General features: G+C 60.7%; 21 protein-coding genes, 1 pseudogene and 1 CRISPR repeat array (1 of these 23 only partly in view). Of the genes and pseudogenes, 16 read left to right on the forward strand and 6 right to left on the reverse strand.

The features are described from left to right. Window positions 1-27: 27 nt before the first annotated feature. Window positions 28-1,293, reverse strand: coding sequence for an asparagine synthetase B (locus Q5H89_RS16110; protein WP_305020368.1), 1,266 nt, complete (start codon window positions 1,291-1,293; stop codon window positions 28-30). 158 nt (window positions 1,294-1,451) lie between these two features. Between Q5H89_RS16110 and Q5H89_RS16115 the strand changes: the two genes are divergently transcribed. The 4 genes from Q5H89_RS16115 (at window position 1,452) to Q5H89_RS16130 (ending at window position 4,310) form a co-directional block, all read left to right on the forward strand. After that, complete coding sequence (locus tag Q5H89_RS16115) at window positions 1,452-2,702, forward strand: ABC transporter permease (RefSeq protein ID WP_305020369.1); 1,251 nt, start codon at window positions 1,452-1,454, stop codon at window positions 2,700-2,702. After that, the gene (locus tag Q5H89_RS16120; RefSeq protein ID WP_305020370.1) at window positions 2,695-2,946 is read left to right on the forward strand and encodes a hypothetical protein; all 252 of its coding nucleotides are present in this window, start codon (window positions 2,695-2,697) and stop codon (window positions 2,944-2,946) included. The genes Q5H89_RS16115 and Q5H89_RS16120 overlap by 8 nt, the downstream gene beginning before the upstream one ends. A 96-nt stretch (window positions 2,947-3,042) precedes the next feature. Beyond that, the gene (locus tag Q5H89_RS16125; RefSeq protein ID WP_305020371.1) at window positions 3,043-3,654 is read left to right on the forward strand and encodes a hypothetical protein; all 612 of its coding nucleotides are present in this window, start codon (window positions 3,043-3,045) and stop codon (window positions 3,652-3,654) included. 461 nt (window positions 3,655-4,115) lie between these two features. Continuing rightward, on the forward strand, window positions 4,116-4,310 hold the full coding sequence (locus Q5H89_RS16130) for a hypothetical protein (RefSeq protein ID WP_305020372.1): 195 nt from the start codon (window positions 4,116-4,118) through the stop codon (window positions 4,308-4,310). A gap of 74 nt (window positions 4,311-4,384) precedes the next feature. Here the strand turns inward: Q5H89_RS16130 and mtaB are convergent, their stop codons facing one another. Further along, complete coding sequence (mtaB, locus tag Q5H89_RS16135) at window positions 4,385-5,728, reverse strand: tRNA (N(6)-L-threonylcarbamoyladenosine(37)-C(2))-methylthiotransferase MtaB (protein ID WP_305020373.1); 1,344 nt, start codon at window positions 5,726-5,728, stop codon at window positions 4,385-4,387. 31 nt (window positions 5,729-5,759) lie between these two features. Next, window positions 5,760-6,953 carry a glycosyltransferase family 9 protein gene (locus Q5H89_RS16140; RefSeq protein WP_305020374.1) on the reverse strand — a complete coding sequence of 398 codons (1,194 nt, stop codon included), beginning with the start codon at window positions 6,951-6,953 and terminating at the stop codon, window positions 5,760-5,762. Window positions 6,954-7,286: 333 nt separating this feature from the next. On the opposite strand from Q5H89_RS16140, the gene Q5H89_RS16145 reads away from it, so the two are divergent. Continuing rightward, window positions 7,287-9,476: a glutamine synthetase III family protein gene (locus Q5H89_RS16145; RefSeq protein ID WP_305020375.1), complete on the forward strand. Its 2,190-nt coding sequence runs from the start codon at window positions 7,287-7,289 to the stop codon at window positions 9,474-9,476. 524 nt (window positions 9,477-10,000) lie between these two features. Continuing rightward, window positions 10,001-10,312 (forward strand): hypothetical protein, encoded by a 312-nt coding sequence (locus Q5H89_RS16150; RefSeq protein WP_305020376.1) that lies wholly within the window; start codon window positions 10,001-10,003, stop codon window positions 10,310-10,312. On the opposite strand, the gene Q5H89_RS23290 is transcribed toward Q5H89_RS16150, so the two are convergent. Together Q5H89_RS23290 and Q5H89_RS23295 are read right to left on the reverse strand one after the other, a co-directional pair. Further along, a complete protein-coding gene (locus Q5H89_RS23290; RefSeq protein ID WP_369810670.1) occupies window positions 10,208-10,729 on the reverse strand; it encodes an IS5 family transposase in 522 nt (173 codons plus the stop codon). The two genes, Q5H89_RS16150 and Q5H89_RS23290, sit on opposite strands and share 105 nt — an antisense overlap. Window positions 10,730-10,771: 42 nt before the next feature. Further along, a pseudogene (locus Q5H89_RS23295) lies at window positions 10,772-10,879 on the reverse strand (IS5/IS1182 family transposase); the annotation flags it as partial. A gap of 203 nt (window positions 10,880-11,082) precedes the next feature. Here Q5H89_RS23295 and Q5H89_RS16155 point away from each other — a divergent pair. From Q5H89_RS16155 to cas6, 3 genes are all read left to right on the forward strand, one after another. Beyond that, the gene (locus Q5H89_RS16155; protein ID WP_305020377.1) at window positions 11,083-12,636 is read left to right on the forward strand and encodes a sigma 54-interacting transcriptional regulator; all 1,554 of its coding nucleotides are present in this window, start codon (window positions 11,083-11,085) and stop codon (window positions 12,634-12,636) included. 236 nt (window positions 12,637-12,872) lie between these two features. Then, window positions 12,873-16,094 carry an ATP-dependent helicase gene (locus Q5H89_RS16160; protein ID WP_305020378.1) on the forward strand — a complete coding sequence of 1,074 codons (3,222 nt, stop codon included), beginning with the start codon at window positions 12,873-12,875 and terminating at the stop codon, window positions 16,092-16,094. 152 nt (window positions 16,095-16,246) lie between these two features. Next, complete coding sequence (cas6, locus tag Q5H89_RS16165) at window positions 16,247-16,915, forward strand: CRISPR-associated endoribonuclease Cas6 (RefSeq protein ID WP_305020379.1); 669 nt, start codon at window positions 16,247-16,249, stop codon at window positions 16,913-16,915. Here the strand turns inward: cas6 and Q5H89_RS16170 are convergent, their stop codons facing one another. Next, window positions 16,916-17,137 (reverse strand): hypothetical protein, encoded by a 222-nt coding sequence (locus Q5H89_RS16170; protein WP_305020380.1) that lies wholly within the window; start codon window positions 17,135-17,137, stop codon window positions 16,916-16,918. It abuts the gene before it with no gap. Window positions 17,138-17,169: 32 nt separating this feature from the next. On the opposite strand from Q5H89_RS16170, the gene Q5H89_RS16175 reads away from it, so the two are divergent. From Q5H89_RS16175 to cas2, 7 genes are all read left to right on the forward strand, one after another. After that, window positions 17,170-17,889: a hypothetical protein gene (locus Q5H89_RS16175; protein WP_305020381.1), complete on the forward strand. Its 720-nt coding sequence runs from the start codon at window positions 17,170-17,172 to the stop codon at window positions 17,887-17,889. Beyond that, window positions 17,855-19,609 (forward strand): hypothetical protein, encoded by a 1,755-nt coding sequence (locus Q5H89_RS16180; protein ID WP_305020382.1) that lies wholly within the window; start codon window positions 17,855-17,857, stop codon window positions 19,607-19,609. Before Q5H89_RS16175 ends, Q5H89_RS16180 begins: the two co-directional genes overlap by 35 nt. 25 nt (window positions 19,610-19,634) lie before the next feature. After that, window positions 19,635-20,579, forward strand: a complete 945-nt coding sequence (cas7p, locus tag Q5H89_RS16185) for a type I-PGING CRISPR-associated protein Cas7/Csp1 (protein WP_305020383.1) — start codon at window positions 19,635-19,637, stop codon at window positions 20,577-20,579. A gap of 29 nt (window positions 20,580-20,608) precedes the next feature. Next, window positions 20,609-22,918: a CRISPR-associated helicase Cas3' gene (gene cas3 / locus Q5H89_RS16190; RefSeq protein WP_305020384.1), complete on the forward strand. Its 2,310-nt coding sequence runs from the start codon at window positions 20,609-20,611 to the stop codon at window positions 22,916-22,918. A gap of 30 nt (window positions 22,919-22,948) precedes the next feature. After that, complete coding sequence (gene cas4, locus Q5H89_RS16195; protein WP_305020385.1) at window positions 22,949-23,452, forward strand: CRISPR-associated protein Cas4; 504 nt, start codon at window positions 22,949-22,951, stop codon at window positions 23,450-23,452. 127 nt (window positions 23,453-23,579) lie between these two features. Beyond that, window positions 23,580-24,590, forward strand: a complete 1,011-nt coding sequence (cas1b, locus tag Q5H89_RS16200; RefSeq protein WP_305020386.1) for a type I-B CRISPR-associated endonuclease Cas1b — start codon at window positions 23,580-23,582, stop codon at window positions 24,588-24,590. Between the two features lies 1 nt (window position 24,591). After that, the gene (gene cas2, locus Q5H89_RS16205) at window positions 24,592-24,855 is read left to right on the forward strand and encodes a CRISPR-associated endonuclease Cas2 (RefSeq protein ID WP_305020387.1); all 264 of its coding nucleotides are present in this window, start codon (window positions 24,592-24,594) and stop codon (window positions 24,853-24,855) included. A gap of 193 nt (window positions 24,856-25,048) precedes the next feature. Then, window positions 25,049-26,721: direct repeats of the CRISPR family, unit length 29 nt; unit sequence GCTTCAATTGGACTAGGAGGAATTGAAAG (it continues 1,608 nt past the right edge of the window).

Below are 26,721 nucleotides of genomic sequence, written 5' to 3' on the forward strand. Positions count from 1 at the left end.
GTTGGCGGGCTAGTGCAGCCTGTTGGCCTAGGTCTTCTGCTTCTTCTTCTTGGCCGCCGGAAACAGCACGTTGTTCAGAATCAGGCGGTAGCCGGGCGAGTTGGGGTGCAGCGAGAGGTCGGTGGGCTCTTCGCCCACGAGGTGCTGGTAGTCTTCCGGGTCGTGGCCGCCGTAGAACGTCCAGGTGCCTTTGCCGAGGGTGCCGTGCATGTAGCGCACCTCGCCGTCCTGTTTGGTTTCGCCCATCACGATAACGTCGGGCTTGATGAGGCTTTTGCGGAAGGCCGTGGTTTGGCCCATGAAGCCATGGATGGTTTTCTCGTGGTTCTGGGTCAGCATGGTCGGCACCGGGTCGTACTTGGCCGAGAAGGTAAAGAGCTGGAAATAATCGTTTTGCTCGTAGAGGCCGCGCTCCTGGGGCTGCATGTCGATGTTGGAGTACTCGTACTGCAACGGGTTCATATAGAGCTGGAAGTTCTGGAAGGCCAGCGTGCGGTTGAAGTTGAGCTTGCTCTGGGCGTTGGGGTCGGCGGGGTCGCCGTCGTACATGCTCTCGACCATATCGACCCCTAGCCCGGCCAGGGCGATGTCGTAGCTATCGGTGGCCGAGCACATGGCAAACATGAAGCCGCCACCCGCGATAAACTCCTGCATTTTCACGGCTTCGGCCGCCTTCATCTCGCTCACCTTCTTGAAGTTGTTGCGCTTGGCGGCGGCCTCGGCCTCGCGCTGCTGCTGCTGGTACCAGGGCGCGTAGCGGTAGGTAGCGTAAAACTTGCCGTACTCGCCGGTGAAGTCTTCGTGGTGCAGGTGCAGCCAGTCGTACTTAGGCAGCACGCCCGAGAGCACCTCGTCGTCGTAAATCTTGTCGTAAGGAATCTCGGCGTAGGTGAGCACCATCGTCACGGCGTCATCCCAGGGCTGCTTGCCCTTGGGCGTATACACCGCTATTTTGGGCACCTTCTCCAGCTTCATCACGTCCATGTTGGCGTCGGGGTCGGCTATCTGCTGCAAAATGCCGGTGTACTGCGCCTCCGAGATAGTCTGGAAGGTGATGCCGCGCACGTTCAGCTCATTTTCTACGGCCGGCTGGGCCTCGCAGGCAAAGGAACCGCCCTTATAATTGAGCAGCCAGTCGATTTCTATCTGCTTGCTCAACGCCCAGTAGCACAGGCCATAAGCCTTCAGGCATTCCTTCTGGGTATTGTCCATTGGGATAAAAATGTGGTTGGCGCGGGCCCCGAGGGCCGGGGCCAGCAACACCAACAGCAGGGCAAGACGCTTCAGCAACATACTTTTGAGGGCTAAGGGGCTAGCCGGGCAAACGAGCCCGCTGCTACCGTAGTTCAAGGTACGGGCCGCTTGGCAAATTTTGCGGCCTGGGCTAGCCCGGGCTGCTGTTCTGATGCCCGCCGCGGCGTTTACCCCATCTGCAAAAGAGTTATCAACCCATGAGTTTTCTGGAAAACATCCGCGAGGCGCTGCGCTCCATCTCCGGCAATTTGCTGCGCACCATTCTCACGGCGCTCATTGTGAGCATCGGGCTCATGGCCCTGGTGGGCATCCTCACCGCCATTGATGCCATGCGCCACTCGCTGGGCGAAACCTTCGCCAGCCTCGGGGCCAATGCCTTCGAAATCAAGGCGAAGGGCTACAATAACCGCTTCCGGCGCGGCGGCGTGCAGGGCAAGCAGTACCCGCCCCTGAGCTATTTGCAAGCCACGCTCTACAAAAAGGAGTTGACCCGCCGCGAGCCGGGCACGGTGGTGGGCGTGTCGGCCTTCATCAGCGGGGCCACCGAAATAAAGGCGGGGGGCCAGAAAACTAATCCCAACATGCAGGTAGTGGCCGGCGACGAAAACTACCTGCGCATCCAGAGCTACGCCCTCACCCAGGGCCGCACCTTCTCGCCGGCCGAGCTGAACACCGGGGCCAACGTGGCCATCATCGGCCAGGAAATGAAGGATAAGCTTTTTCCGCAGGCTAGCCCCGTGGGCCGCTACATCTACGCCCTGGGCAAGCGCTTTCAGGTGGTGGGCCTGCTCGAAAAAAGCGGCAGCACCATGGGCGGTGGGGGCGGGGCCGACCGCCTGCTGCTGGTGCCCCTCGAAACCGGCAACCAGCTGCCCCGCAACGGCGCCCTGACTTACGATGTAAAAACGGCCACGCCCACCGCTGCCTCGCTCGGCTTCCTGCAAAGCCAGGCCACCGGCGTGATGCGCGCCGTGCGCAACGACCGCCTGGGCCAGGAAGACTCGTTCGACATCGAAAGCCCCGAGTCGCTGGCCGGCACCCTCGATTCGCTCACCGGCAAGATGCAGGTGGCGGGCGGGATTATCGCCTTTCTGGCGCTGCTGGGGGCTAGCATCGCGCTCATGAACATCATGCTGGTATCGGTGACGGAGCGCACCCGCGAAATCGGCATCCGCAAGGCCTTGGGCGCCACGGCGCGGCAGGTGCGGCTCCAGTTTCTGCTGGAGGCCATTGTGATTTGTGTGCTGGGGGGCACGTTCGGCATCCTGCTAGGGGTGGGCGCCGGCAATGCCGTGGCCGTGCTGGCGGGCAGCAAATCCTTTCTGGTGCCCTGGGGCTGGGTAGGGGTGGGGCTCACCATCTGCATCTCGGTAGGCTTACTGGCCGGCTCGTACCCTGCCGGCAAGGCCGCTGCCCTCGACCCCATCGACAGCCTGCGCTATGAGTAAGCCTGGCAGCCGGGCCCTGCTGGCCGCCGCCTGGGCGTTGGAATTGGGGCTAGCCGGGTGTGGCTCTCCTTCCACGAAGAATGGCGAAAAAGCGCCGGCGCGGTATACCAGCCACGTTGCGGCCGTAGTGACGCGCACGCAGGCCCTGGCGCCCCCGCCGCCCGGCGCGGCCCCCGCCGCCGGTAGCGCGCAAATCAACACGGTGACGGAACTGCTGCCGGCAGCGCGCTTCGAAGTGCCCTAGGTAACGCTGCCCGATACTGCCGCCAGCCGCCGCATCAATGCGGTACTGACCCAACTGCTGCTCACCGATTTTTTGGAGGACAGCGCACGTCAGTCCGTGCCCCACACCTCCACGCTGCCTAGCGATTTGCAGCAGGAGGGCACCCGCGGGCCCACCGCCGTACAAGCCATCAGGCAGGCCGTTGCTGAGTATGAGGCCAACAACCAGGTGGGAGTATTCGGCACCAGCTTCGAGGTGCTCTACAACCAGAAAAACGTGCTGTCGCTGGCCCTGACCACCGAGTACTCGGGTGCCTATCCGTGGGCGGCTACCCGGCACGCCACCTTCGATTTGCGCACCGGGCGCCGGCTAGCCCTGGCCGACCTGCTGGCCGATACGCTAGCCCTGCGCCGCCGCTGGCACGCACGCATCAACAGCCGCCTGGCCGCCTATCAGAAAGAAGTAGCGCGCGAGTACAAGGACGCCCCCGCTGCCTGGGCCACAGTGCGCGACTACACTGGCTGGAGCGATACCCTGCGGCAAGTGCGGCCGGCCCGCCGCCCACCGCTCCGCGAGTTCGCCTGCACCGCGCGCGGGCTCGTGCTATACACTAGCTTCGAGTTTCCACACGCCGCAATGGCCCTGGCGCCGCCAGATGACTACCTGTTTCCCTATGCCAGCCTGCGGCCGGGGCTAGCACCCGGCAATCTGCTGCCAGGCTCGCGCTGAATAGAATTAACTTAACGCAGGCGTTTATACATTTGCAAAACTTTCCATTTGTGCAAATGCCCACTCCCTCATCCATCGGCCAGCGCTTTACCCAACTTATTCAGCATTTGGGATTGAGTAAAAATGCCTTCGCGCAGTCGCTGGATAAGACCGCAACTGTCATTCAACATTTGGTGGATGAGCGTAATAAACCAGGTTACGACCTGTTGTGCAAGGTTTTTGAGATGTATCCAAATGTATCAAAAGACTGGCTAATGGAAGGCGTGGGCCCTATGTTGAAAACTGATGCTTTTGGTCATCCCGAGACTGCCGGTTCCCCGGCTCCCTCACCTGCACAGCCAGAAGCTGACTTGTTTGCTGCCCCCACGGCCCCGGTTGAGTTACCTGCTCCGTCCGTAGCGCCGCCGCCTGCTCCGGTTCCCGTAGAAGCTGCCGCTGCCCCGCTGCCTGCCGTAGTCGCATTGCCGCCCGCCGTAGTTGCCCCAGGCCCCACTGCCCCGCCGCCCGCCGCCGCGCCCGACCCGGCCTACCTCACTGTAGCCCTGCAAACGCAGTACTTGCAGCACCAGCTAGCCCTGGCCGAGCAGCGCAACCAGCACCTGCTGGAGCAGCAGGCGCTTATGCAGCAGCTAGTAGCCGTGCTACAAGGCCGATAGAAAAATGTATAAAGCAAAAAAGCCCGGTGCTACCATTTGGTAGCACCGGGCTTTTTATTTGACTAGCAAGCCGCTTATAGAGCTAATATGCCAACTTCCTCGGCCTCCATCAGCCCAAGGGCATTGACCTGCGTGAGGCGCAGCGGCCGAATTTCGCCCACCAGCAGCGGGTCGTACTTAGCCGCCACCCGGATGTAATTGGGCGTGTAGCCCTCTACCCGGCCATCGGTCACGTCGTCTTCAAACAGCACTTCGGTTTCGAAGCCTGCATGCTGCTCGTAGAAGGCGCGCTTTTTCTTTTCCGAGAGGCTGCGCAGCTGCGTGGTGCGCTCGGTGCGCACGCGCTCGGGCACGCGGCCGGCCAGGGTCGGGGCCAGCGTGTTGGCCCGCTCCGAGTACGGAAACACGTGCAGGTAGCTGATGGGTAACTCGTTGAGGAACTGATAGGTTTCCAGAAAATCGGCCTCTGTTTCGCCCGGAAAGCCCACTATCACGTCAACCCCGATGCCGGCGTGCGGCATCAGCTCCTTGATGCGGGCCACGCGGTCGGCGTACAGCGCCCGGCGGTAGCGGCGGCGCATGAGGCCCAGAATCTTATCCGACCCGCTTTGCAGCGGCAGGTGGAAATGGGGCATGAAGCGCCGCGAGGCCGCCACGGTCTGGATAATCTCGTCGGTGAGCAGGTTGGGCTCGCACGAGCTGATGCGGTAGCGGCGCATACCCTCCACCTTATCCAAGGCCTCAACCAATTGGGTAAAGTTTTCGCGGCGCTCACGCTCGGGGCCCTGAATACCAAAATCGCCCAGGTTCACGCCCGTGAGCACTACTTCCTGCACACCCTGGCTAGCCAGCTCCTCCACCCGCGCTACCACCGAGGCCACGCTGCCCGAGCGGCTAGCCCCCCGCGCCAGCGGAATGGTGCAGAACGAGCACGAATAATCGCAGCCATCCTGCACCTTCAAGAAGGTGCGCGTACGCTCGCCCAGCGACTGCGCCGGGTGAAACTCGTGCGCCTCGCTGATGGGCGAGGCAAACACCCGGCCCGGCCCGGCCGCCGCGCCCGGCTCCGGCAGTTCCAGCTCGCTCAGAATCTCGGCCAGCCGAAACTTTTCGGCCGCGCCCAGCACGGCGCCCACGCCCGGAATATTGGCAATTTCCTCGGGCTTGAGCTGCGCGTAGCAGCCCACGATGGCCACGAAGGCATTGGGGTTGTGCTTGCGGGCCTGCTGCACCACGCGCCGGCACTTGCGGTCGGCGTGGTCGGTAACGGAGCAGGTATTCACGACGTACACGTCGGCGCCCTGCTCAAACTCGACGCGGCGCACGCCGCGCTCCTCAAACTGCCGGCCCAGGGCCGACGATTCGGAGAAGTTGAGCTTGCAGCCCAGCGTATAAAAGGCAACGGTTTGGGGAGTCATAAGCCCACAAAGATACGGCCGCGCCGGCTGCCTACCCCAGGCCTAGTAGCTCGCGGGCCGCCGCCAGCACCCGCGCCGGCGCCAGCTGGCTCAGGTCGGGGTCGTGGGCGGGCGGGCTGAAATCGCCCTGGGCAAACCGCACTTCCTGGCTGGGCGGAAACAGGCAGCGGCACGGCGCCCGCAGCAAAGCCGGCGGATAAGGGAAAAACTTGCCGTAGTTCTCGCCCATCAGCAGCACCAGGCCGGGCGTGCCGGCTTGGGCCGCCAGGTGGGCCGCCACCGTGTCATTACTTATAAGCAGGCTAGCCCCCGCTACCAGCGCGGCCAGGCCCGGCAAGTCGGTTTGCCCGCAGCGGTTGAGGAGCGGCACCGCCGCCCCGGCTGCCTGCTCAATTTGGCGGGCCAAGGTAGCATCGGCCGGGCTGCCGGCCAGCACCAACTGGTAGTGCCCACTCACCTCTTTGTGCAGCGCCTGGGCTAGCTGCGCAAAGTGCCCGGTGGGCCAGCGCTTCTGCTTGGCGCTGGCGCCGGGGAAGAGCACTATATAAGGAGTAGCAGGCGCGGCGGCAGTCGTTAGGGCCGCTGGCAGGGCTAGCGGGGCAGCCTCCGCAGGCAAAAGCCCAGCCGCCGACCCTAGCCAGTTTTCAAAAAACTCCCGGTTGCGGTCATATTCAAACAGCACGGCTCGGGTGCTGGGCAGCAGCCGGGTGTAGCCTGCGTCGAGGAGTTCAAACCACGGCCCGGTGCGGTGCTCGCCCTGGCTGGCCACTCGCACGGGCGCTTTCATAAAGCGGATGAAGTTTTCCACCGCCGCCTCGCGCACGTGTAGGGGATAAATGACCTCGCCAAAGCCCCGGCTGCCGACCTGGCGCAGAATATCGGCCCGGTAAGCCAGGTCCATCATAAAGCGGCCGGCCTGAAACGGAATGACTTCTGCGAATAAATCGCCGTCCCAAGTGCTGGCTAGGGGAGCCCATAGCTCATTGGCCAGTAAGGTCAGGCGCTGGCCCCGGCGTTGCACCTCGGCGCTCAGGCGGCGCAGCCAGGGCCGGTACAGCAGGTAGTCGCCGATGGAGTCGTTGCGCACCACCAGCACCCGCCGGGCATCGGGCGCGGCCTGGGTGGCCAGCGCCGCCGCATCGGTGCGGCTCAGGGCCAGCACCTGGCGCTGCTGCCGGCGCTGGCGGCGAAACTGGCGAAAGCGGGCAAGCAAGGAGGCTAGCATGCCGCAAAGCTACTGGTCAGGGCCTGCTGGCCCCTGCCAGCCGGGCCGGTGGGATTGGAGCATAGTACTGAGATTGAAAATTTAATCCGGGTGGGTCATTACGTCGCTATCTTGGGCGGCGGCCGCGCCGGGGTAGGATAGAAGCTACGCGCTGAGTACGTTAGAAACGTTTTTGGTCGGCAAACTAAAAAAGCTTGGTTGGTTGATACAACCCCTTGACCGACTATTTTAGGCTGTTTGCCTAGGAAATGCGTCAAATAGAGGGGGTATCTACGAAAAATTAGCAGCGCTTTCGTATTTTTGCCATGAAATCAGATACCCACCAATCATTTCATGGCCATTCTCCGCTTTAAAGCTCTTGAACTAGTTGACCAGCGCCAGGCGCTGACGGTAAAGCCAGTGGCCCACCGCCGTTCCGACTCGTTTGGGCAAAACGTGTTCAACCTGGAAGCAATGCGGGCCAACATGCCCGGCGAATACTTTAAGAAGCTGCAGGGAGCTATCAAGCACAGCACGCCGGTCGAGCGTAATGTGGCTGATGCCGTTGCTTCGGCCATGAAAACCTGGGCCATGGCCAAGGGTGCCACGCACTACACGCACTGGTTTCAGCCCCTCACCGGCGCCACCGCCGAAAAGCACGACTCGTTCTTCGACCTGAACTCGGACGGCCGGCCGATTGAGAATTTTAAAGGCTCGGCGCTGGTGCAGCAGGAGCCCGATGCCTCGTCGTTCCCCAACGGCGGCATCCGCAACACCTTCGAGGCCCGCGGCTACACCGCCTGGGACCCCACCTCGCCCGCTTTCATCATCGAAACGGTAGGCGCCAAAACGCTGTGCATTCCCACCATTTTTGTGGCCTACACCGGCGAAGCGCTCGATTACAAAGCTCCGTTGCTGAAATCGCTGGCCGTGCTCGAAAAGGCCGCCGTCGATGTGTGCCAGTATTTCGATAAAGACGTGCAGCGCGTGAACACCACGCTGGGCATCGAGCAGGAATATTTTCTGGTTGACAAGGCGCTTTACGACGCCCGCCCCGACCTCGTGATGACCGGCCGCACGCTCTTCGGCCACGCGCCGGCCAAGGGCCAGCAGCTCGAAGACCACTACTTCGGCTCGATTCCGCCCCGCGTGCACGCCTTCATGTTTGAGTTTGAGGAGGAAGCCAACGCGCTGGGCATTCCGTTGCGCACCCGTCACAACGAGGTGGCGCCCAACCAGTACGAGTGCGCTCCTACTTTTGAGGATGCCAACCTGGCCATCGACCACAACCAGCTGCTGATGGATGTGATGGACCGCGTGGCCCTCAAGCACAACTTCAAAGTGCTGCTGCACGAGAAGCCCTACGCCGGCGTCAACGGCTCGGGTAAGCATAATAACTGGGCAATGAGCACCGACACCGGCGTGAACCTGCTAGCCCCCGGCCGCCGCCCCAAAGAGAACCTGCAATTCCTGGCCTTCTTCATCACCACGGTGAAGGCCGTGCACCGCTACGGCGACCTGCTGCGCGCCAGCATCGCCTCGGCTAGCAACGACCACCGCCTGGGTGCCAACGAAGCGCCGCCCGCTATCATGTCGGTGTTCCTGGGCTCGATGCTCGACGGCGTGCTCGACGAGTTGGAGCGCACCGCCAAGCTGCCGCTCGACAAGGGCGACAACATCTACCTCAAGCTGGGTATCGATAAGATTCCGGCCATCCTGCTCGACAATACCGACCGCAACCGCACCTCGCCGTTTGCCTTCACCGGCAACAAGTTTGAGCTGCGCGCCGTGGGCTCCAGCGCCAACTGCTCGTCGGCCATGACCACGCTCAACGCCATCGTGGCCGACCAGCTTATCGACTTCAAAACCGAAGTTGACGAGCTGATTGCCCAGGGCAAGAAGAAGGAAGTGGCCATCGTAGACGTGCTGCGCAGCTACGTTATCTCGTCGAAAGACATTCGCTTCGAAGGCAACGGCTACTCGGACGAGTGGAAGGAGGAGGCCGCCCGCCGGGGCCTGGCCAACGTGCCCACCACCCCGCTAGCCCTCGATGCCATGACCCGCGACGACGCGGCCGAGCTGTTTGCCCGCCACGGCATTTTGTCGCACACCGAGCTGCACGCCCGCCACGAAATCCTGCTGGAAGACTACACCAAGAAAATCCAGATTGAGAGCCGCGTGCTCGGCGACCTGGCCGTTAACCACGTGATTCCGACGGCGCTAGCCTACCAAAACAAGCTGGTGCAGAACGTGCGCGGCCTGCGCGACCTCGGCCTCGACGATGAGAACAGCCAGGTAACGGTGGAGATGATTAAATCCATCTCGCGCTACGTGTCGACCATTAAAACAACGGTTGATGCCATGACCGAAGCCCGCAAGGTGGCCAACAAGATTGAAGATGCCCGCGAGCGTGCCATTGCGTACTGCGACACGGTGAAGGAAAAATTCGCGGCCATTCGCCGCGCGGCCGACAAGCTCGAACTGCTTGTGGCTGATGAGGACTGGCCCCTGGTAAAGTACCGTGAACTTTTGTTCCGGCACTAGCCCCTGGGTTGGAGCCACGGACCAGCGCTGGGTGGGAATTCTCGCTGCGTCCGGGTTTGGAAAGGGTCGTGCCGGGTGGCGCGGCCTTTTTTTGTGCCTATACTTTTCTGAATGGGCTTATCGGCCTTCTTAACAGTGCCAGGGCGGTTTTGCTCCGGCCAGCTCCGACTAGCTCAGAAGTCAATCTGCTCTTAAAATCTGCCACCCTTTTGGAGAGGAAGCGCTGGCCGGGCTGGCGGTGTGCATCGGTTAGCACTGCGGTAGTCACTTGCGTGGCTACCAGGATTAGATTGACAGGCGCTACTGGAAAAGTGAAAATAAAAATTCATATCACAACAATTATGCAGCTGCCCAAAATTACTTTTGGGCACCAGCTAACAGCTGCATCGTTCTCTTACTCAATGCCTATGAAACAAGTTTTACTTTTTTTGGGCCCACTGATGCTTCTAGGGCGCCCTTGCCGGGCACAGGATTTATGCAATGTCGGCACGCTCGTTGCCGTGTAGCCTGGCGCCACCCTCTGCGTGGGCACGGGCGGTTTCAGCAACCAGGCGGGCGGCGCCCTCACCAATGCCGGTACCCTCGACCTGAGCACCGGGGCGCTGGAAGCTAGTGGGGATTTGGCCAACTCGGGCAGCCTGGCGCCCGGCACCAGCCCGGTTACTTTCAGCGGCCTGGCCGACCAAGTACTAACGCCGGGGGAGCGGCTCTTTACCAGGTACCAGGAAGTGTTAGCAGTCACGCAACCAAAGGACAGTCGCCGCCAAGTGAACCAAGGCCAAAAAATGCGCGGCGAGTTTGTCATTGCGCGTGACCACGCGCCGAAACTGCTTTAACCGGCTGAAAAGCCGCTCGACGGGGTGGGGCTGTGCGTAGCGGGCCGTATCATAGGCCCGCGGGAGACGGCGCTTGCGCCGGGGCGGAATCACGGCGCAGCTACCACGGGCGGCCAGCGCGGCCACGAGCGGGTCGGAAGCGTACCCCCGGTCAGCCACCCCGTAGGCCGGGGCCAGGCCATCGAGCAGGGGCAAGGCCTGCGGCGCATCGTGGCGCGGCCCCGCGCTCAGGCCACAACGCCCCAGCCGTCCGCGCGCCGCGGCGGCCACGGGCAGCTTGCTGGTCAAGCCGCGGCGGCGGCGCCCCAGGGCTCGCGCCCCGCTCGCGTGCTGGTACGCCCGTACGGTAGGCGAATTGACGAGCAGCGTGTGCGCGGCCTGGTCTTGCTGCGCAGCCGCCAGCACCCAGGCCCACACGCCGGACGCGGCCCAGTGCTGGAAGCGGGGGTACGTGGTGGGCTAGTCGCCCCACTCAGCCGGCAAGGCCCGCCACCGGCAGCCGGTGCGAGCCAGCCCAAGCACGGCCCCTACAAAGCGGCGGTTGTCCTGGCCGCGGCCCCCGCTCGTGCCCGCCCGACCTGGCCGGCGCGATGCGCGCCCACTGCAAGGCTGTCAGCAGATAAGCCATGCCTCAAGTTAGCAACCACTATGAACACCTCCTGGTATGTTGGGGCAACACTTCCCAAGTATACTGCGGATGCCTAATTGCTGCTGATGGGTAAGGGGGCTGCGGCTAGGTTTAGCGCTGTTGCCGTTTCTTCGTGCTCACTATGGCACATGTATTAGTTTCGTGGCTGGCTTACGGCCATGACTTTATTCGGGGGGAAAACAACGCCTTTGTGGGCGTGGACGAAACTGGTCCCACGGTGCAGTTTCATCGGCATTTCTACGCGGTTGGCGAGTACGATGAACACATTATTCTGTATGCCGAAGCACGCCAGGAGAACCTCGCGGAGCGGCTGCTGGCTGACTTATTGCGTCGGCATCCTGGCCGGGTAATACAAATAGAACTGCTGCCGGTGCGGGATATCATCAGTCTGCGCGAAGTAAAAGACAAGGTCGAAACGTGGCTGCTGCAACGCCCTGGCGACGAGTTGACGCTATACTTTTCGCCCGGTACCAGTGTGATGCAGCTGGCCTGGTACATTGCTCACACTACCCTAGGGCTGCACACCCACCTGGTGCAGACGCGGGCCGCCCGCTTTGGCCCCGGCGGCCAGCCCGAGCTGCTACAACTGGAGGTAGCACAGTCGGTTGCCCCGGTTTCAGCCATCATTCGGGAGCAGCAAGTGGCCACGCGCACGGCCAGCGAAGCACCAGGGGCTACCCTGCGGGCGGCCCGCCGCGTAAAGGGCCACCCGGCCCTGCTGCCTAGTGCAGAGCCGGTTGCTGTGCCCGCTTTCTTGGCGCTGCCGGTGCTAGCCAGCGTATACCGTCGGGCGGGGCAGGTGGCGCAGACCGATAAGGTGACGGTGCTGATACGCGGGGAGAGTGGCACTGGTAAAGAGCATCTGGCTCGCACTGTGCACGAGCAGTCAGCACGGGCCGGACAGCTTTTTTTGGCCCTCAACTGCGCCGCGCTTACCGAGTCGACGCTGGAGAGCCGGTTGTTTGGCCACCAAAAAGGAGCATTCACGGGGGCTACGGAAGATGCCAAGGGCTTATTCGAACTCGCTGATGGCGGAACCGTGCTGCTCGATGAAATCGGGGATATCAGTCCGGCTACGCAATTGGCGCTGCTACGGGTGTTGCAGGAAGGCGAGATTCAGCCAGTGGGCGGCCAGCCCCGGCGCGTAGATGTGCGCGTAGTGGCTGCTACGCACACCAATCTGGAGGAGCGCTGCCAGCAAGGCCGCTTCCGTTGGGATTTGTACTACCGCCTGGCCGTGGCCGAGTTGGAGCTACCTACTTTGCGCGACTACCCCTTGGCCGAACGGGAGCATCTGCTCGGTTTCTTGGTAGCGGCCAAGCAGCGGAGCCTGCGCCGCCCGGCCCCACTGGTCTTAGCCCCCGAAACCCGGCAGCGACTACTGGCCTATCCTTTTCCGGGCAATGTGCGCGAGCTGGAAAACCTGGTGGAAACGCTCTACGTGTTTGCCGAGCCGGGCCAGCCAGTACCGCCTACCGAGCTGCCCCGCCGGCTGCTACCTAGTGGGATAGGGGAGGAGTTTGCCTTGGGTACGCTGGAAGCCGCCACGGCCGCCTATGTGGCACGGGCCGTGGCCCGCTGCGGCGGCGTGAAGCGTCAGGCTGCCCGGCTGCTCGACGTAGACGAGCGCGTAGTGGCTAAATACCTGCGGCAACATCGGCAGGCGACTGGATAAGGCCATTGGTATACAGTCGGGCATACTGCTCCTAAAACGGCTTACTTAAGTTGCCGGTGTTGCATTTTATGCAATGCACGGCATAAAATGCAGAAGGTGAGACTGTGCGTAAGATGCTAAGCTATTGATAGACAAGGAGAGGTAATGTTGGCAAAGAGTTGGCCTACAAGTGAGTGCCGTCTGGTTGCTGGAATAGTCTCTGGTAACGGCAGCGCTCACCACCTAGTTAGTTTTTCATGCTCACCCTTGCCGAGCTAACCTCACTATCTCCTGCCCTGGTGGCCGAACTGACCCGCCTCAATGAGTGCCAGCGCCAGGCTGTGATGCACCCCGCAGGGCCACTGCTGGTAGTGGCCGGCCCCGGCACCGGCAAAACGCAGTTGCTGGCCACTCGCGTGGCCTGGCTATTGGGGCAATTGGTTGCACCGCCCGAGGAAATCCTGTGCCTGACTTACACCGACGCGGCTGCCCGCAACTTGCGCCAACGCTTGCTGCGTTGCGTCGGCCCCATCGCACACCGGGTGGCCATCCACACCTTTCATAGCCTGGGGCAGCTCATCATCCAGGAAAATGCCGACCAGCTGGGTTATCATGACCTGGAACCGGCCTCTGAGCAGGAAGCCGATGCGGTGCTGCGCGAGCTGCTCGATGCGCTGCCCGCCGGCCACGCGCTGCGCCGCGACCTGGGCGATGCCTACTACGACCTGCCCCACCTGCGGCAGCTGTTCCAAGCCATGAAGCGCGAGGGCTGGGCACCTGCCGAACTGCTGACCGCGCTGGCTGCCCACCGCCTGGGCTTATCCCAAAACCCCGCCTACCGTTACAAAAACCCACCTGCCGCCCTGCGCGCCCAAGGCGTGCAGCCGGGCGACGCCAATCTGCACAAGGTGGCCGAGGAAGCCGCTCGCCTACAGCGCTCGGCGGCGGCCATGGGCTTATTTGAGCAGTACCAGGCCGGGCTGGCCGCCCGCCGCCGCTTCGACTACGACGATATGCTGGCCTGGGCTAGCGGCCTGCTCCGCGACCACCCGCTGCTGCGCCTGGGTTACCAGGAGCGTTTTCAGCACCTGCTGGTAGATGAGTTTCAGGACACCAATGGGGCGCAGAGCCGCCTGCTGTATTTGCTGGCCGGCGACGGGCCGGTGCCCAACCTGCTGGTAGTGGGCGACGACGACCAGAGTATTTTCCGCTTTCAGGGGGCAAGCGTGACCAACGTGCTCGACTTTGCCAAACGCTACCCGCAGGCTGGCGTGGTGGTGCTGGAAGAAAATTATCGTTCGTCGGGCCCGGTATTGGCCGCCGCCCAAGCCCTCATTAGCTGTAACCGGGAGCGGCTGGTGGGACGACTACCAGGCCTGCCGGCCAAGCAGCTACTGGCGCGGCACCCACACTTTGCCGCGCTCACCCAGCCGCCCCGGCTCCACCGCTACGCCACCCCGCTGCACGAGGCGGCCGACGTAGCCGCTCAGCTCGCCGCCTTGCACCGCGACGGGCCGTGGCCGGCGGGTGGGGTAGGCGTGCTGGCCCGTACCCACAGCCAGCTCGACCAGCTGGCCGGGCTGCTGCAGGCAGCCGGGGTGCCTTTTCGCCGCCGCCGGGCCGTAAACGTGCTGGCCGAGCCGCTGGCCCAGAGCCTGCACGCTGTACTGCGCTACCTGGCCGCTGCCCTGCACCCCCACGGTCAATTGGACGCTGACGCGGCTTTGTTCGAGCTGCTGCACCTGACCCTTTTTGCCGTGCCCCCGGCCGACCTGGCCCGCCTGGCCATCGGGCATCAGTACCACCGCCGCCTGGCTGCCGCCGCCGGCCGGCCTGTGCAGAGCTGGCGCTTATGGGCCGATACCGCGCTCACCGACCTCGACTTGCTGGCGACCTCACCCGGGCAGCCCCCGCTCTCCGATGCCGGCCGCCCGGCCCTGAGCTACGCCCTGACCCTGCTCGATGGCTGGGTGCAGGCCGCCGCCACCCTGCCGCTGCCGGCCCTGCTGGAGCGCGTAGTGCTGAGTACCTTGCTACCAGTTGGGTTAACCCAGGCTACCCAGCCCGCGCAGCTGCTGGCCGAGGCGCGCACCCTGCTGCGCTGGGGCCGGAGCGAGGCCCGCCGGATGAGGGCAGCTGGCGTAGCCGAGCTGCTGGCCGCCTGGGAAACGCTGGCGGCCACCCGCGAGGGGCTGCCGCTGGAACCGGGCACCGAAGGCGGCGTGGCCCCGCTGGAGCTGCTCACGGCCCACAGCGCCAAGGGCCTGGAGTGGGAGCAGGTGTGGCTGCTGGGCTGCCAGCAAACGGCCTGGCGGCGCAAGCCCGCCGACCGGGGCTTCCGCCTGCCCCCCGCTCTGGCCGCGCCCCCCGGCGAAGCCGCCGACTGCGAAGAGGCCCGCCGCCTTTTTTTCGTGGCCCTGACCCGCGCCCAGGCAAAGCTCACCGTGTGCTGGGCTACGTATGACGAGGCCGGCAAGGAGCTGGCCCCCTGCGAGTTCGTGGACGAGCTGCACCAGCAAGGACTAGCCCTGACTGAGGTAACGGTAGCCCCCACCGTGCTGGCCGCCGCCCACCAGGCCGAACTGGCCCTGCCACCACCACCCGCCCCCCTGCCCGATGCGGCACTGCTCGACGAGCTGCTGGCCGACTTCACGCTGAGCGCTACGGTGCTCAACGCCTACCTGGCCTGCCCTGTGGCCTGCTACTACGAGCAAATCCTGCGCGTGCCCGCCCCCCGCCACGAGAAGCTGCTGTTTGGTGCAGCCGTGCACCGGGCGCTGGAGCAATTTTTCCAGCAGGCCGGGCAGCGGCCTGGTGCGGGCTTCGGGCCAGCCGACGAGCTAGTCGAGTTGTTCCGGCAGCAGTTTACGCGGGCCCGCTTTGAAGTGCTGGGGCTGGCGTTTCAGCGGCTGTTCTACGCCGGGCCAGAGCTGCTACGGGCTTGGTGGGCGCAGGCCCAGCCCCGCGCCCGCCCCACCTCCCTGGTCGAGTACCGCGTGCAAGCCGAGCTGCCCGGCGGGCTGCCCCTGGTGGGCACGCTCGACCGCCTCGACCTACACCCCGACGGCCACCACGGCGACGTGCTGGACTACAAAACCGGCAACCCGACTGCCGCCGCCGCGAAGCTGCGCCCCGCGCCGCCCGAAGCCGCTACCGCCTCGCTGGCCGAGTGGCTCGCCGACCCCGCCCTGCGCGGCGGCGACTACTGGCGGCAGGGCATCTTTTACCGCTTACTGCTGGCCCATGACCCTGAGCAGCCCTACGCGGCGGCCTCCGTTACCTTCGATTTTTTGCGCCCAGTGCAGGCGGCCGGCCAGCCCCCGCAGTTCGTGCGCCGCCAGGTGGCGGCCACCCCGGCCGATGAGGCGACGGTGCTGGCCCAAATCCGGGCCGTGGACGCGGCCATCCGCCGCCATGAGTTCAACCCCGGCTGCGGCCAGTGCCGCTGGTGCCGCCTGCGGGCCAATTCGCCCGCCTAGGCCAGTAACTTGCCCGCATTGTGCCCATTACCGAAGGGCTGGATAATTGAAAAATATTTTCTATGGAGAATAAAAATACTGCGGCCGGCCCACTACCTTGCAGCGCTAATGATAATGGCAAAACCTCTCCTAATAACTTTAGCTAGATTCCCTTGCGACTCCACCTCTACCTGGATGCTCCCTCGGTGGTCACCTTCGACCATCTGCCAGCTTTAAAAGGGGCATTTCACCGTTGGACGGGCCACAACCCCAACCTGCACGATGGCCTGTCCCTGTACTCATTTTCGTGGCTGCGCGGCGGCCGGGGCACCCGCGGTGGCCTGCGCTTCGAGCAAGGAGCGCATTGGAGCATCGCAGCCCACGACCCGGCCGTTATCCACGAAATCATTTCCGGCGTCATCAGCAAGCCCGGCCTCGACCACGGCCTGGTCGTGCGCGATGCCCGCATCCAGACCGTGCCCGACTTCGAGGCCGGCGAGCGGCACTTCCGCGTCCTCAGCCCGGTGTTCATCAAGGACGAGGTAGAAAAGGGCAAGCCCGCCAACCACCTGCTGCCCGGCAACCCTCGTGCCGACGAGCTGCTCACCGAAACCCTGCGCCACAAGCTCCGCAAAGCCGGCCTGGACGACGCGGGGGCCACCGTGCGCTTCGACCCGGCCTACATCGCCACGGCCAAAACCAAGTGGTTCGATTACAAAGCCATCCGCTGCAAAGCCAGCGTGTGCCCGGTGCTGGTATCGGGCACGGCCGAACAGCTGCGCTTCGCCTGGTGTGTGGGGGTAGGCCACTCCACGGGCATCGGCTGCGGGTGCTTGGAGTAGCTACTTCTTCTTGGCGGCGGCTTGCTCCTGCGCCCGGCGTATCATTTCCTCGCAGCTTACCACGTTGCCCCGCGTGGCCCGTAAGCGCCGCCAGGCATCCTCGGCACCCGGTCCCTGAAAAGAGTTGTGGAGGCTAGGCGCGGCAGAGGTAATATCGGAGTTCTCCGAGGTCATCGGCGACTTGGACTCCGAGGGCTGCGAATTTTCCGGTGAGGTCGTCATACCCTGAATCTACAAAAATAAACCGACTGTTTATGGATAATCTGCCACTTGACCTACTGCTGCCTCCACCTGACTATACAGCTCGTGGTATACTGGAAATAAGCGCTCTGTCACCCTTGTCAATGGTGGCAAAGATGCCGGGCAAGTACTACGCCAGCCAATCTGAACCAACGCAGGCAATGCTTTTGGGTGCGCTGGAAAATGCGCTGGGCTGGCATCTAGGCGAGGTGGAGCGCAATCAGCTTATCAAGACCCTAGAGAAAAAGCACAAGCATAAAGCCCAGGCTTCAGGCGTAGGGTTTCGCAGCCTACTGCAATGGCATGTGCGATTTGGTGTGTTGGTGGTGCCACCGCTGCTTTACTACGACGACCTATGGACACAGCACCTGAAAGGAAAAACGTTTGTGGATGGCAGCCGCAACTATGATGCGCAGGCTATTCCCTTCATGAATGCCAAGCGGGGCGGGCTCGTCACTACCTCCGACGCAGCAAAGGCCCGCAAGGGTGCGGAAGTCCTGGCTGACTTTCAGGAAGGTGACGAAGTAAGCATTACTGTACTGCGGCCCTACTTTCCGCAATACTATTCCAGCCCGACGCTGCGCGGCTATGTGGAGCCGCAAGGGCCTTATCGGGTGGGCATCGAAACTTCTCCAGCGCTGGCTGAAGTCCTGCGGGCGGCCATTGCTGACCCAGCGGCACCGCTTTATCTAGGCTCCAATGATGGCTGGATTGAACTTGATTGGCATGAATAAGAAACCTACTGTTGCACCGGCGGGCCAAGCGGAACTGTTTGGCAGCCCCAGCCAGACGGCGCTCATCCCGGCGCTATCTGCCCCTGTTGCGGAAGCGAATGGTTTAGTGTTAGAGGAACTGAGCGCGCAGCTACTACACTCTTATCCTCGCTATGGATTGGCAGTCGCCGCCTACTTAGCTCAACTGCCCGAAACGGTAACGGAGGCAGCCTTGCGCACCGCTTTGGTGCGGGCTATTGAAGCTGGCTTGGGGAAGTTTAGGATGCGCACTTGGAATAACTCGCTGCATGATAAAGTGCTGCGCTTCGAGTCGATTAAGCTAGGTGAACTTGCTGACAAGCCTCAGCTAGTGCAGTCGGCGGGGCTAGCGGCACAAGGCATCTACTTGTTTCCCACGCTGGTAACAACTGATGGCGGTGCAAAGGATACTTTTCGCAACGCCCAAGAGATTAGCAAGCTACTGCAAGGCAGCACACCCCTGTCGGCCACGTTCACCCTCAGCCGCTCTTTTGCACCGACTACTGCCAAAATAAACAACGGTACGGCCTCACAGAGTCCACCGCCGGGCACCCTGTTAGAAGCAGCCTGCGCCGTTATTACTACCGTCACGCACCTAAAACCCGCCGCCTGGCCGGGGGTAAATACGGTTATTATTCCCGATTTGTCCCTGCCACAGCTGCGAGAGTTTATAGCGGTTTTTGAAGAAATGTTAGGGCAGGAAACCGCCGACTTGATGTGCACCAAGGAGCGGCCGCTTGCCGTGATGGCGGCCCCTAAGGCAACCGGCAAAGCAGCAAAACCCGCGGCGTCGGAGTTTCGCCGGCCGCGCCTACACTCGGGCAACTATCCTGATGCGCCCCGCGATGCAGGTGCATTTGGGCCGGTGGGGCTACTTGGGGCTATCGGGCGCTGGGCGCGGCGCACTAAGCAACATGGCTGGGGCCGGGCGGTGCTGGCTACCCTAGCCGGGCAACCGCTGCACGTTATTTCCTACGAGCAGATAAATCAAGTACGCTTCGACCACCATACTACGCGCCTGGCGTTGGACCACGACCTGACCAGCATCGTGGATTCGCTGTACCTGGGCACCCAGTTTTATTCCGAAGCCGGTAAGCCCGGAACCCCGTTTGGCAAGCCGGAATTCAAAACCTTCTGCCTGATTGCGGGCCGCTTTCTGCAAAGCTTTACCACGGCAGCCTTCATTGATTTTATGGCCTTCCGGGCCGAATACGCCGCTGAGATTGAACCACTTTTCACTGAATATTTCCGCACCATGAAACCTGAAATTGTAGCGTCGGCCGGCGAGCTTGGGCGCTGGCTGAACCGCACGGCCTATTTTGAGGCCAAGGCCGAGGCCGAAGACTTTCCCTCTAAGAAAAAAGGCAAGGACCAGCAAATGAAGGAGGGAAAGGCAAAAATCCTGGTCGTGCTGGAAAGCGCCGCCCTGAGCGCCAAGTCGCCCGAAGCCATGATTTCGCAGGTGCTCACCCAGGCCGGGCGAATGTCGCTGGATGAAGCGCCCGACGAGGCCCGCCGCTTTATCGATGCCGCGAACACCGGGGAGATTACCCATGAGCAGGCTAAGCACCTGCTGATTTCCTACATGCGGTTGCGTAGCGTGGGCAAAAGCAAAGCTGTTGTGGACGAAGTGAAAGCAGCTGGCAGCACCGACAGTGAACCGCAGGCGACCGAAGATTACGACCATTCAATTGATAACTAATAATTCACCCTCTTCTTTCTTTCCCATGATTATTAAAGGTATTCTCGTTACGATGCTGGCCCCCATGAGCGACCACATCGCCAATGCGGGCGAAAAGCTGCTGGGTAATGCGTCGTCCATCAAGCGGCGGCCCGATGGGCGCGTGTATATTTCGGGCCAGATGCAGCGCCACGCGCTGTTTTCGGCCCTCGACCGGCTCAATGCCGACGACGAAGGCCGGGGCCAGACCTACGTTTCGAACGGCGACGGCGTCACCAACGTGGTAGAAACCGACCTACGGGCCGACCTTGGAGGGTTCCTGCAAACGTCGAAGGAAACCTATTCGGGGCGGCGCACCGCACCGGTTTCGGCCACGCCAGCGGTGGCGCTGGAGTCGAGTAGCATTGGCCGCGACCTGCTGATTCGCCTCAAAATGGAAGCAGAGGGCGACTCCCGAGGGCAGGCCGTGGCCACCCGCGAGTTCTCGCAGGACGACACGATGCTGATGAGCTTCTTTGTGGATGTGAGCGCCGTAGGCATCCGCAAGCGGTTCAGCTACGAAAAGGAATTGCACGTGCGCACGGAATACGTGCGCCACATCAGCGAAGCCGAGCGCAAGCGCCGCATCCGGCTGGCGCTGGAAGCCACCGCCGCCCTGACCGACTACGCCAACCAAGCCCGCAATGCTACCAGTGGCGAGCCGCAGCAAGTACTATTGGTGTTCGATACCCGCTTGTCGCGCAAGGCGAGCCGCTACTTTAAAGCGACTGCCGCCGAACAGCGCAATATTCTGGCCGAGCTAGCAGCACGGGGAGCCACGTACTTTCTGGGCGACGACACCGCCGAAAGCGGCGACAGCACCGCTACAGCCTACCAGAAAGCGCAGGAGTTCTTGGCCAGTAATGACCTTTTTGACCCCGCTCCTGGCGCAGCCGTGCAAACTACGGCAGACTTTGAAAAAAGCACGAAGCCCGAAAAAGCCGCCAAATAGCAAGCAAATCTCTTCTGACCGTTGGCCCTATGGAACTGCTGGCTAAACCCGACGGAACGACCCTAGCTGCCCATACGCAGCACGTGCGCGACGAAACCGCGCACGTGCTAGCGGCCCGGCCGTTTCTGATTTATAAATACGCCGTTAGGACAGGGCACAATCTACTGGCGCTAGCCGATGCCTGCGCCCGCTGGCACGACGAAGGAAAAGCACATCCAGCCTGGCAGCAGGCTTGCCGCCAAGATTTCGAGCAGGCGCAGCAAACCGGAAAGGTACAGGGCCTGCACCTACAAAAAAGTGGGGTGCGCCACGAATTTGCTTCGCTGGTGAAAATGCGCAATGTGCGTAATGAGTGGCCGCCAAAGCTTACGTATGTCGCCGTGGCGGCGCACCACGGCAAACTCGGCTTTCGCTACCAAAAACGGTGGGCCGACGACCCAGCTTTTAAGCCTTTCTGGTACGAGCAATTTTTACCGCTCAGTGCCGAGTTACGGCCAGACCGCCCCGCTGATTTTGACCAAGCCATTGCCCGGCGCTACGAATACGGCGGCCTGCGGGCGGTGCTACGGCTGGCCGACCACCGCGCCAGTGCCCGTGAAGCGCATCGGAGTGCGGCTGCGCCAGCGGTGCCGCAGCTGAGTGCCTTTCGCTATAAATTTCCCTGGGACACCCAAACCGGTGTTCAAACCTTGATTCCGCATTTTTGGGACGAGCCGTTTGCGCTGTTGCGGGCTCCTACTGGCGCTGGCAAAACCGACGCGGCCCTCTTGTGGGCACGGCGGCAAATCACGACAGGCCGCGCCGACCGGCTGGTGTGGGCTATGCCCACACGCTTCACTGCCAATGCCTTGTACATCAGTACCACCGAAACCCTGAGTAGTACCGGTCTGTATCACTCCAGTGCCTGGTTTGTGGTTCAGCAACGCGAGCAGGAACAGCGCGGGCAGGGCCAGCCAGCGGCGGCATGGAAGAAGGAACTCGACTACGCCCGGCTACTTGAAACGCCCACTACCGTCACGACGATTGACCAGCTTTGCCTGGCGCTGACGGCTACCCGCGAAGACCACCACGCAACTTTTTGGAACCTCGCCCATGCGTGCGTCGTGATTGATGAAGCCGATTTCTACGACGATTTTACGCAGCGCAATATGGTGGTGCTGCTACGGGCGCTGCGGCTATTGGGAGTGCCGGTGCTGCTAATGAGTGCTACGCTTCCCGCATCGGCCTTAGAACTTTATGCACTCTCGGGCCTGCGGGCCACCAAAATATGGGAAGACCTGACCGACTACGAACGCACTCGTTTTCGGCTTCATCGGGCCGGGCCAGCTGAACACCCAACCGACCTTACAACTCTGCTGGAACGGGGGCTGAATGGTGAGCCGCTTATCATTTATGCCAATACCGTGGGGCGGGCACAAGCCTACTGGGACTGGTTTCAACGGCCGGATATGAAGTACCCCGTGGTCCTTTACCACTCACGGTTCACCGAGCCGGATAAAAATGAAGTCGAGGGCCGACTATTAGCCATGCTTGGCCCCAAGGCCTGGAAAAGCAGCAATCCTACTGGCGTAGCCATCCTGACCCAAATCGGGGAGTTGAGCGTCAATATAAGTGCCGACCTAATGGTGGCTGACTTATGCCCGACCGACCGATTAGCCCAACGAGCAGGCCGTTTATCACGGTTTCGGGACCGGTACGACAAAAAACAACAGGTAGTAGGCGAGCTACACTTGGTAACGCCTCAGAAAACCGACAAAAAAGGTACAACAGATTTTTATCCTGCTCCCTATGGTCATTATCGGCAAGGTCAGGGCTGGTTAAGCAGCGCAGTGCTCGACCAGGCAGGCGCTCAATTAACAGCGGGTGAGTATTCAGCCCGGCGCTTAGTGGATTTAGTGAACGAGCTATACCCTAAAGTAGCCGAAGAAACCACCGAAATATGGGCTAATCGTAGGGCGTTGGAAACTGCTGTAGTGGCCAATTGGCTCCTGCTACCAAAAGCCGAAACTGAGCAGGACGACGAAGAAACGCCCACCTGGAAAAGCCGTGATATTGGTCCTCAGAAAGTAGTATATGCGTCCACTAACTTCTCCGCGCTTTTGGGGGAGGGCGACCCGGTAGTTTTCGCTAACTCGTTCGCCTTTCGAGAATGGGCACTTCCTCATGCTATCACCATACCGGTTTACGATTTTCGACGGGCACAGGAAGCCGGCAAGCTGGTAGAAGTAGGTATTCATATTAGCCAGGAGCGGGAAATAATCTGGACGGTAAAGGCCGATTACTACGACTCATTACATGGCTTACGCTTTGATAAAGCGCCGAGCCCAGAAGACGAATAGACTTCTTAAACAGCCGTAATCACCTAACCCATGCACATCACTGGCAAGCACATCAACTACTACCACATCTGCCACCGCAAGCTGTGGCTGTTTGCCAGCGGGCTGAGCTTTCAGCAGGACAACGAGCATGTGCAGGACGGCACGCTGCTTCACCTGTCGGCCTACCCGCAGCGGGCGCGGCGGTTTCGGGAGGTGCAGCTGGGCGGCATCAAGATTGACTTCTACGACCCGGTGGATAAGGTGGTGCACGAAATCAAGCGCAGCCAGAAGCTGGAAGAAGCCAGCGTGGCGCAGCTCAAATACTACCTGCGGGTGCTGGAGCAGCACGGCGTAGCTGGCCCCACGGGCGTGCTGGAGTACCCAAAGCTGCGCCGAACTCAGGAAGTGATATTGACCGAGCAGGACCGGGCCGACATCGAGGCCTGGGAAGCTGGTGTGGCCGAGGTAGTGGCCCGTGCGCAGTGTCCACCAATTATTGACAAGCCCTTTTGCAAGCAGTGCGCTTACTACGAGTTCTGCTACGTGCACGAATAGCCTGCTTAAAAGAGTAGGCAACTGCTTACCTACCTGTATCCGCAGCTGAGTAATCTGCCTAAAAACCTAGTCAGCCTGCTGTAGGCGGGCGTGTCTGTGAAATCAATTAAATCTATTTAAATCTGCGGTGAAAAAAACGTACTACCTGTTCAATCCGGGCCGGCTGAGTCGGCAGGATAATACACTCAAATACACGGCCTACGATGAAGAAGGCGGGGAAGGGCAGACACGCTTTCTACCCGTGGCCGATGTAGCTGACCTTTATGTGTTTGGCTCGCTCGATGCCAACTCGGCGCTATACAATTTCCTAGGTAAAAACGGGGTGTCGGTGCATTTCTTCGACTACTACGAGCACTATACTGGCTCTTTTATGGCCAAGGAGTACCTGCTAGCCGGCAAGGTGCAGGTGGCGCAGACTGGCCACTATATGAGCCGCAAGAAGCGCCTAGTGCTAGCGCGCAAGCTGGTGGAGGGCGCGGCTTTTAACCTACTCAAAAACTTGCGCTACTACCAGAGTCGGGGCCGCGATGTGGCCGCCCAGTTTGCGCAGATGGAACTGTACGTATCGGCGCTGCCGCATGCTACAACGGTGCCCGAAATCATGGGCTACGAAGGCAATATCCGGCAGACCTACTACACCTGCTACGAAGAGTTGGTAAAGGTGCCGGGTTTCACCTTCGGCACGCGGAGCACGCAACCGCCGCAAAATGAGTTGAACGCGCTGCTGAGCTTCGGCAATATGCTCTGCTACGCGGCCTGTCTGTCGCAGATTTACCATACGCAGCTCAACCCTACCATTTCTTTCCTGCACGAGCCGGGCCATCGCCGCTTCTCTTTGGCGCTGGACCTGGCCGAGATTTTCAAGCCCCTGCTCGTGGACCGTACCATCTTCCGGTTGGTCAATAAGAAGGAGATTCAGCCCAAGGATTTCGAGGCCGCCGTGGGCGGCTGCCTGCTGAAAGAGTCTGGACGTAAGACGTTTGTGCGCGTATTTGAAGAGCGCATGAAGGAAACAATCCTACACCGGGGCTTGGGGCGGCCGGTGAGCTATCAGCATTTAGTAAAGCTGGAATGCTATAAGCTGACCAAGCATCTGTTGAACTTGGAAGAGTACAAACCATTTAAAGCCTGGTGGTAAGATGTACGTAATTTTGGTATACGACGTGAAGCAACAACGCGTAGGCAAGCTGCTTAAACTTTGCCGTCGCTACCTACATTGGATACAGAATTCTGTATTTGAGGGCGAAATCAGCGAAGCAAAGCTGCAGGAGTTACTGCTAAAGGCTGCTTCTTTTTTGGACCAGAAGGAGGATAGCATTCTCATCTTTAGAAGTCGCACGGAGCAGTGGCTGGAAAAGCAGGTCTGGGGCCATGAGCGAAGCCCATTGGGGTCGTTTTTGTAGGGTTAGCCAGTTGTCGATACAAAATTAAGTAGCCAAGTTTCGGCTCTCTTATCTGTGCTCAGAGTATAAATACTTGATTTATAGAGTCGTCGCACGCCCAGGATTTTCCTCTTATTGCTGACCGACGACTTGAGGTATTTTTTAATGTGCGTTTCTGCTGCGCTAAGACGTATTTTTGAGTATAAATTGGCGGGCTTCAATTGGACTAGGAGGAATTGAAAGGCAAAAATTTCTCAGTAAACGGCGATGGGAACCTTTGCTTCAATTGGACTAGGAGGAATTGAAAGAAAGGATAACTACTCGGGTATCCAGGTAGCGCCTACGCTTCAATTGGACTAGGAGGAATTGAAAGGGCTGGCAGGGCCAGCGGGCTTTCCGGATTTATCTCGCTTCAATTGGACTAGGAGGAATTGAAAGAGAAGGGTAAGCTCTACTATGCCGCCACTATCGCACCGCTTCAATTGGACTAGGAGGAATTGAAAGGATGCTGCGGATTACGCCCTGCCCTGCCTGCGCAACGCTTCAATTGGACTAGGAGGAATTGAAAGACGCCAAGCACGCTACCCGCAAGCTAGCCCCGTGGGTGCTTCAATTGGACTAGGAGGAATTGAAAGGCGAACACGGTCATCACCAGCCGGCCGGCCGGCGTGGCTTCAATTGGACTAGGAGGAATTGAAAGACTGCCGGCGCCGCCGGCGCCACGCAGTTGGCCATCGCTTCAATTGGACTAGGAGGAATTGAAAGGCATCTGGTTGAAGGTGGCGTTGACCTGCTGGCCATGCTTCAATTGGACTAGGAGGAATTGAAAGCTTACCGTGTTCGGGATGCCGGTCTTTGCCGCGCTGCTTCAATTGGACTAGGAGGAATTGAAAGATCAGGACCCGCATAGCTTCACCGACGCCCAAATGTCGCTTCAATTGGACTAGGAGGAATTGAAAGGAGCTAAACGACGCCCACCTGTTCAAGGCCGCCTGCGCTTCAATTGGACTAGGAGGAATTGAAAGTTGCCCTTCTTGCCTTTGGCCGAGAAGAGAAAGAGGGCTTCAATTGGACTAGGAGGAATTGAAAGGTCAGAGTCACCAGTGATAGCTTTCCACTCCTTGCGGCTTCAATTGGACTAGGAGGAATTGAAAGTCTGATTTTGCCGCCAAGTGGATTCCGCTGCTGGCCGGCTTCAATTGGACTAGGAGGAATTGAAAGTGGTACTCTACTGCAACCAGGCGGTGGACGTGGCCGCTTCAATTGGACTAGGAGGAATTGAAAGGAGTTGGAAAGGGGCTTGGCTAAGCTAGGCATTGAGGCTTCAATTGGACTAGGAGGAATTGAAAGCCGGGTACTACGTCCTGCGCCTCGCTCAAGAACAGCGCTTCAATTGGACTAGGAGGAATTGAAAGGAGGGCTCGGTGGCCGTGCACACCCTAAAAGGCGTCGCTTCAATTGGACTAGGAGGAATTGAAAGCCGGTAGTTGAGAGCCTGATTAAGCGAATTGGTGCGGCTTCAATTGGACTAGGAGGAATTGAAAGGGTATGTTGCTAGTGGGTGAACGGCTGTATCGGGGCAGCTTCAATTGGACTAGGAGGAATTGAAAGCAGGCTGTTGCTAGTAGGCCGATATAGGCCCCGCGCGCTTCAATTGGACTAGGAGGAATTGAAAGTGGTGTGGGCCTCGTACCTGGTCAGGTTGGTTTCGTGCTTCAATTGGACTAGGAGGAATTGAAAGGGAAACCGGCCATACTTCGATGTAGGCATCAGGAAGCTTCAATTGGACTAGGAGGAATTGAAAGACTACCTACTTCGATGGCAAAGACCACCGCAACCAAGCTTCAATTGGACTAGGAGGAATTGAAAGTGTTCAGCAAAACGCAA

Origin of the sequence: Hymenobacter cheonanensis, assembly GCF_030581075.1 — a bacterium.
GTDB lineage: Bacteria > Bacteroidota > Bacteroidia > Cytophagales > Hymenobacteraceae > Hymenobacter.

Coding starts and splice junctions, on each gene's coding strand:
- Q5H89_RS16110 (WP_305020368.1), bottom strand. CDS start 1,293: ATGTTGCTGAAGCGTCTTGCCCTGCTGTTGGTGTTGCTGGCCCCGGCC.
- Q5H89_RS16115 (WP_305020369.1), top strand. CDS start 1,452: ATGAGTTTTCTGGAAAACATCCGCGAGGCGCTGCGCTCCATCTCCGGC.
- Q5H89_RS16120 (WP_305020370.1), top strand. CDS start 2,695: ATGAGTAAGCCTGGCAGCCGGGCCCTGCTGGCCGCCGCCTGGGCGTTG.
- mtaB (WP_305020373.1), bottom strand. CDS start 5,728: ATGACTCCCCAAACCGTTGCCTTTTATACGCTGGGCTGCAAGCTCAAC.
- Q5H89_RS16140 (WP_305020374.1), bottom strand. CDS start 6,953: ATGCTAGCCTCCTTGCTTGCCCGCTTTCGCCAGTTTCGCCGCCAGCGC.
- Q5H89_RS16145 (WP_305020375.1), top strand. CDS start 7,287: ATGGCCATTCTCCGCTTTAAAGCTCTTGAACTAGTTGACCAGCGCCAG.
- Q5H89_RS16155 (WP_305020377.1), top strand. CDS start 11,083: ATGGCACATGTATTAGTTTCGTGGCTGGCTTACGGCCATGACTTTATT.
- Q5H89_RS16160 (WP_305020378.1), top strand. CDS start 12,873: ATGCTCACCCTTGCCGAGCTAACCTCACTATCTCCTGCCCTGGTGGCC.
- Q5H89_RS16170 (WP_305020380.1), bottom strand. CDS start 17,137: ATGACGACCTCACCGGAAAATTCGCAGCCCTCGGAGTCCAAGTCGCCG.
- Q5H89_RS16175 (WP_305020381.1), top strand. CDS start 17,170: ATGGATAATCTGCCACTTGACCTACTGCTGCCTCCACCTGACTATACA.
- Q5H89_RS16180 (WP_305020382.1), top strand. CDS start 17,855: ATGATGGCTGGATTGAACTTGATTGGCATGAATAAGAAACCTACTGTT.
- cas7p (WP_305020383.1), top strand. CDS start 19,635: ATGATTATTAAAGGTATTCTCGTTACGATGCTGGCCCCCATGAGCGAC.
- cas3 (WP_305020384.1), top strand. CDS start 20,609: ATGGAACTGCTGGCTAAACCCGACGGAACGACCCTAGCTGCCCATACG.
- cas4 (WP_305020385.1), top strand. CDS start 22,949: ATGCACATCACTGGCAAGCACATCAACTACTACCACATCTGCCACCGC.
- cas2 (WP_305020387.1), top strand. CDS start 24,592: ATGTACGTAATTTTGGTATACGACGTGAAGCAACAACGCGTAGGCAAG.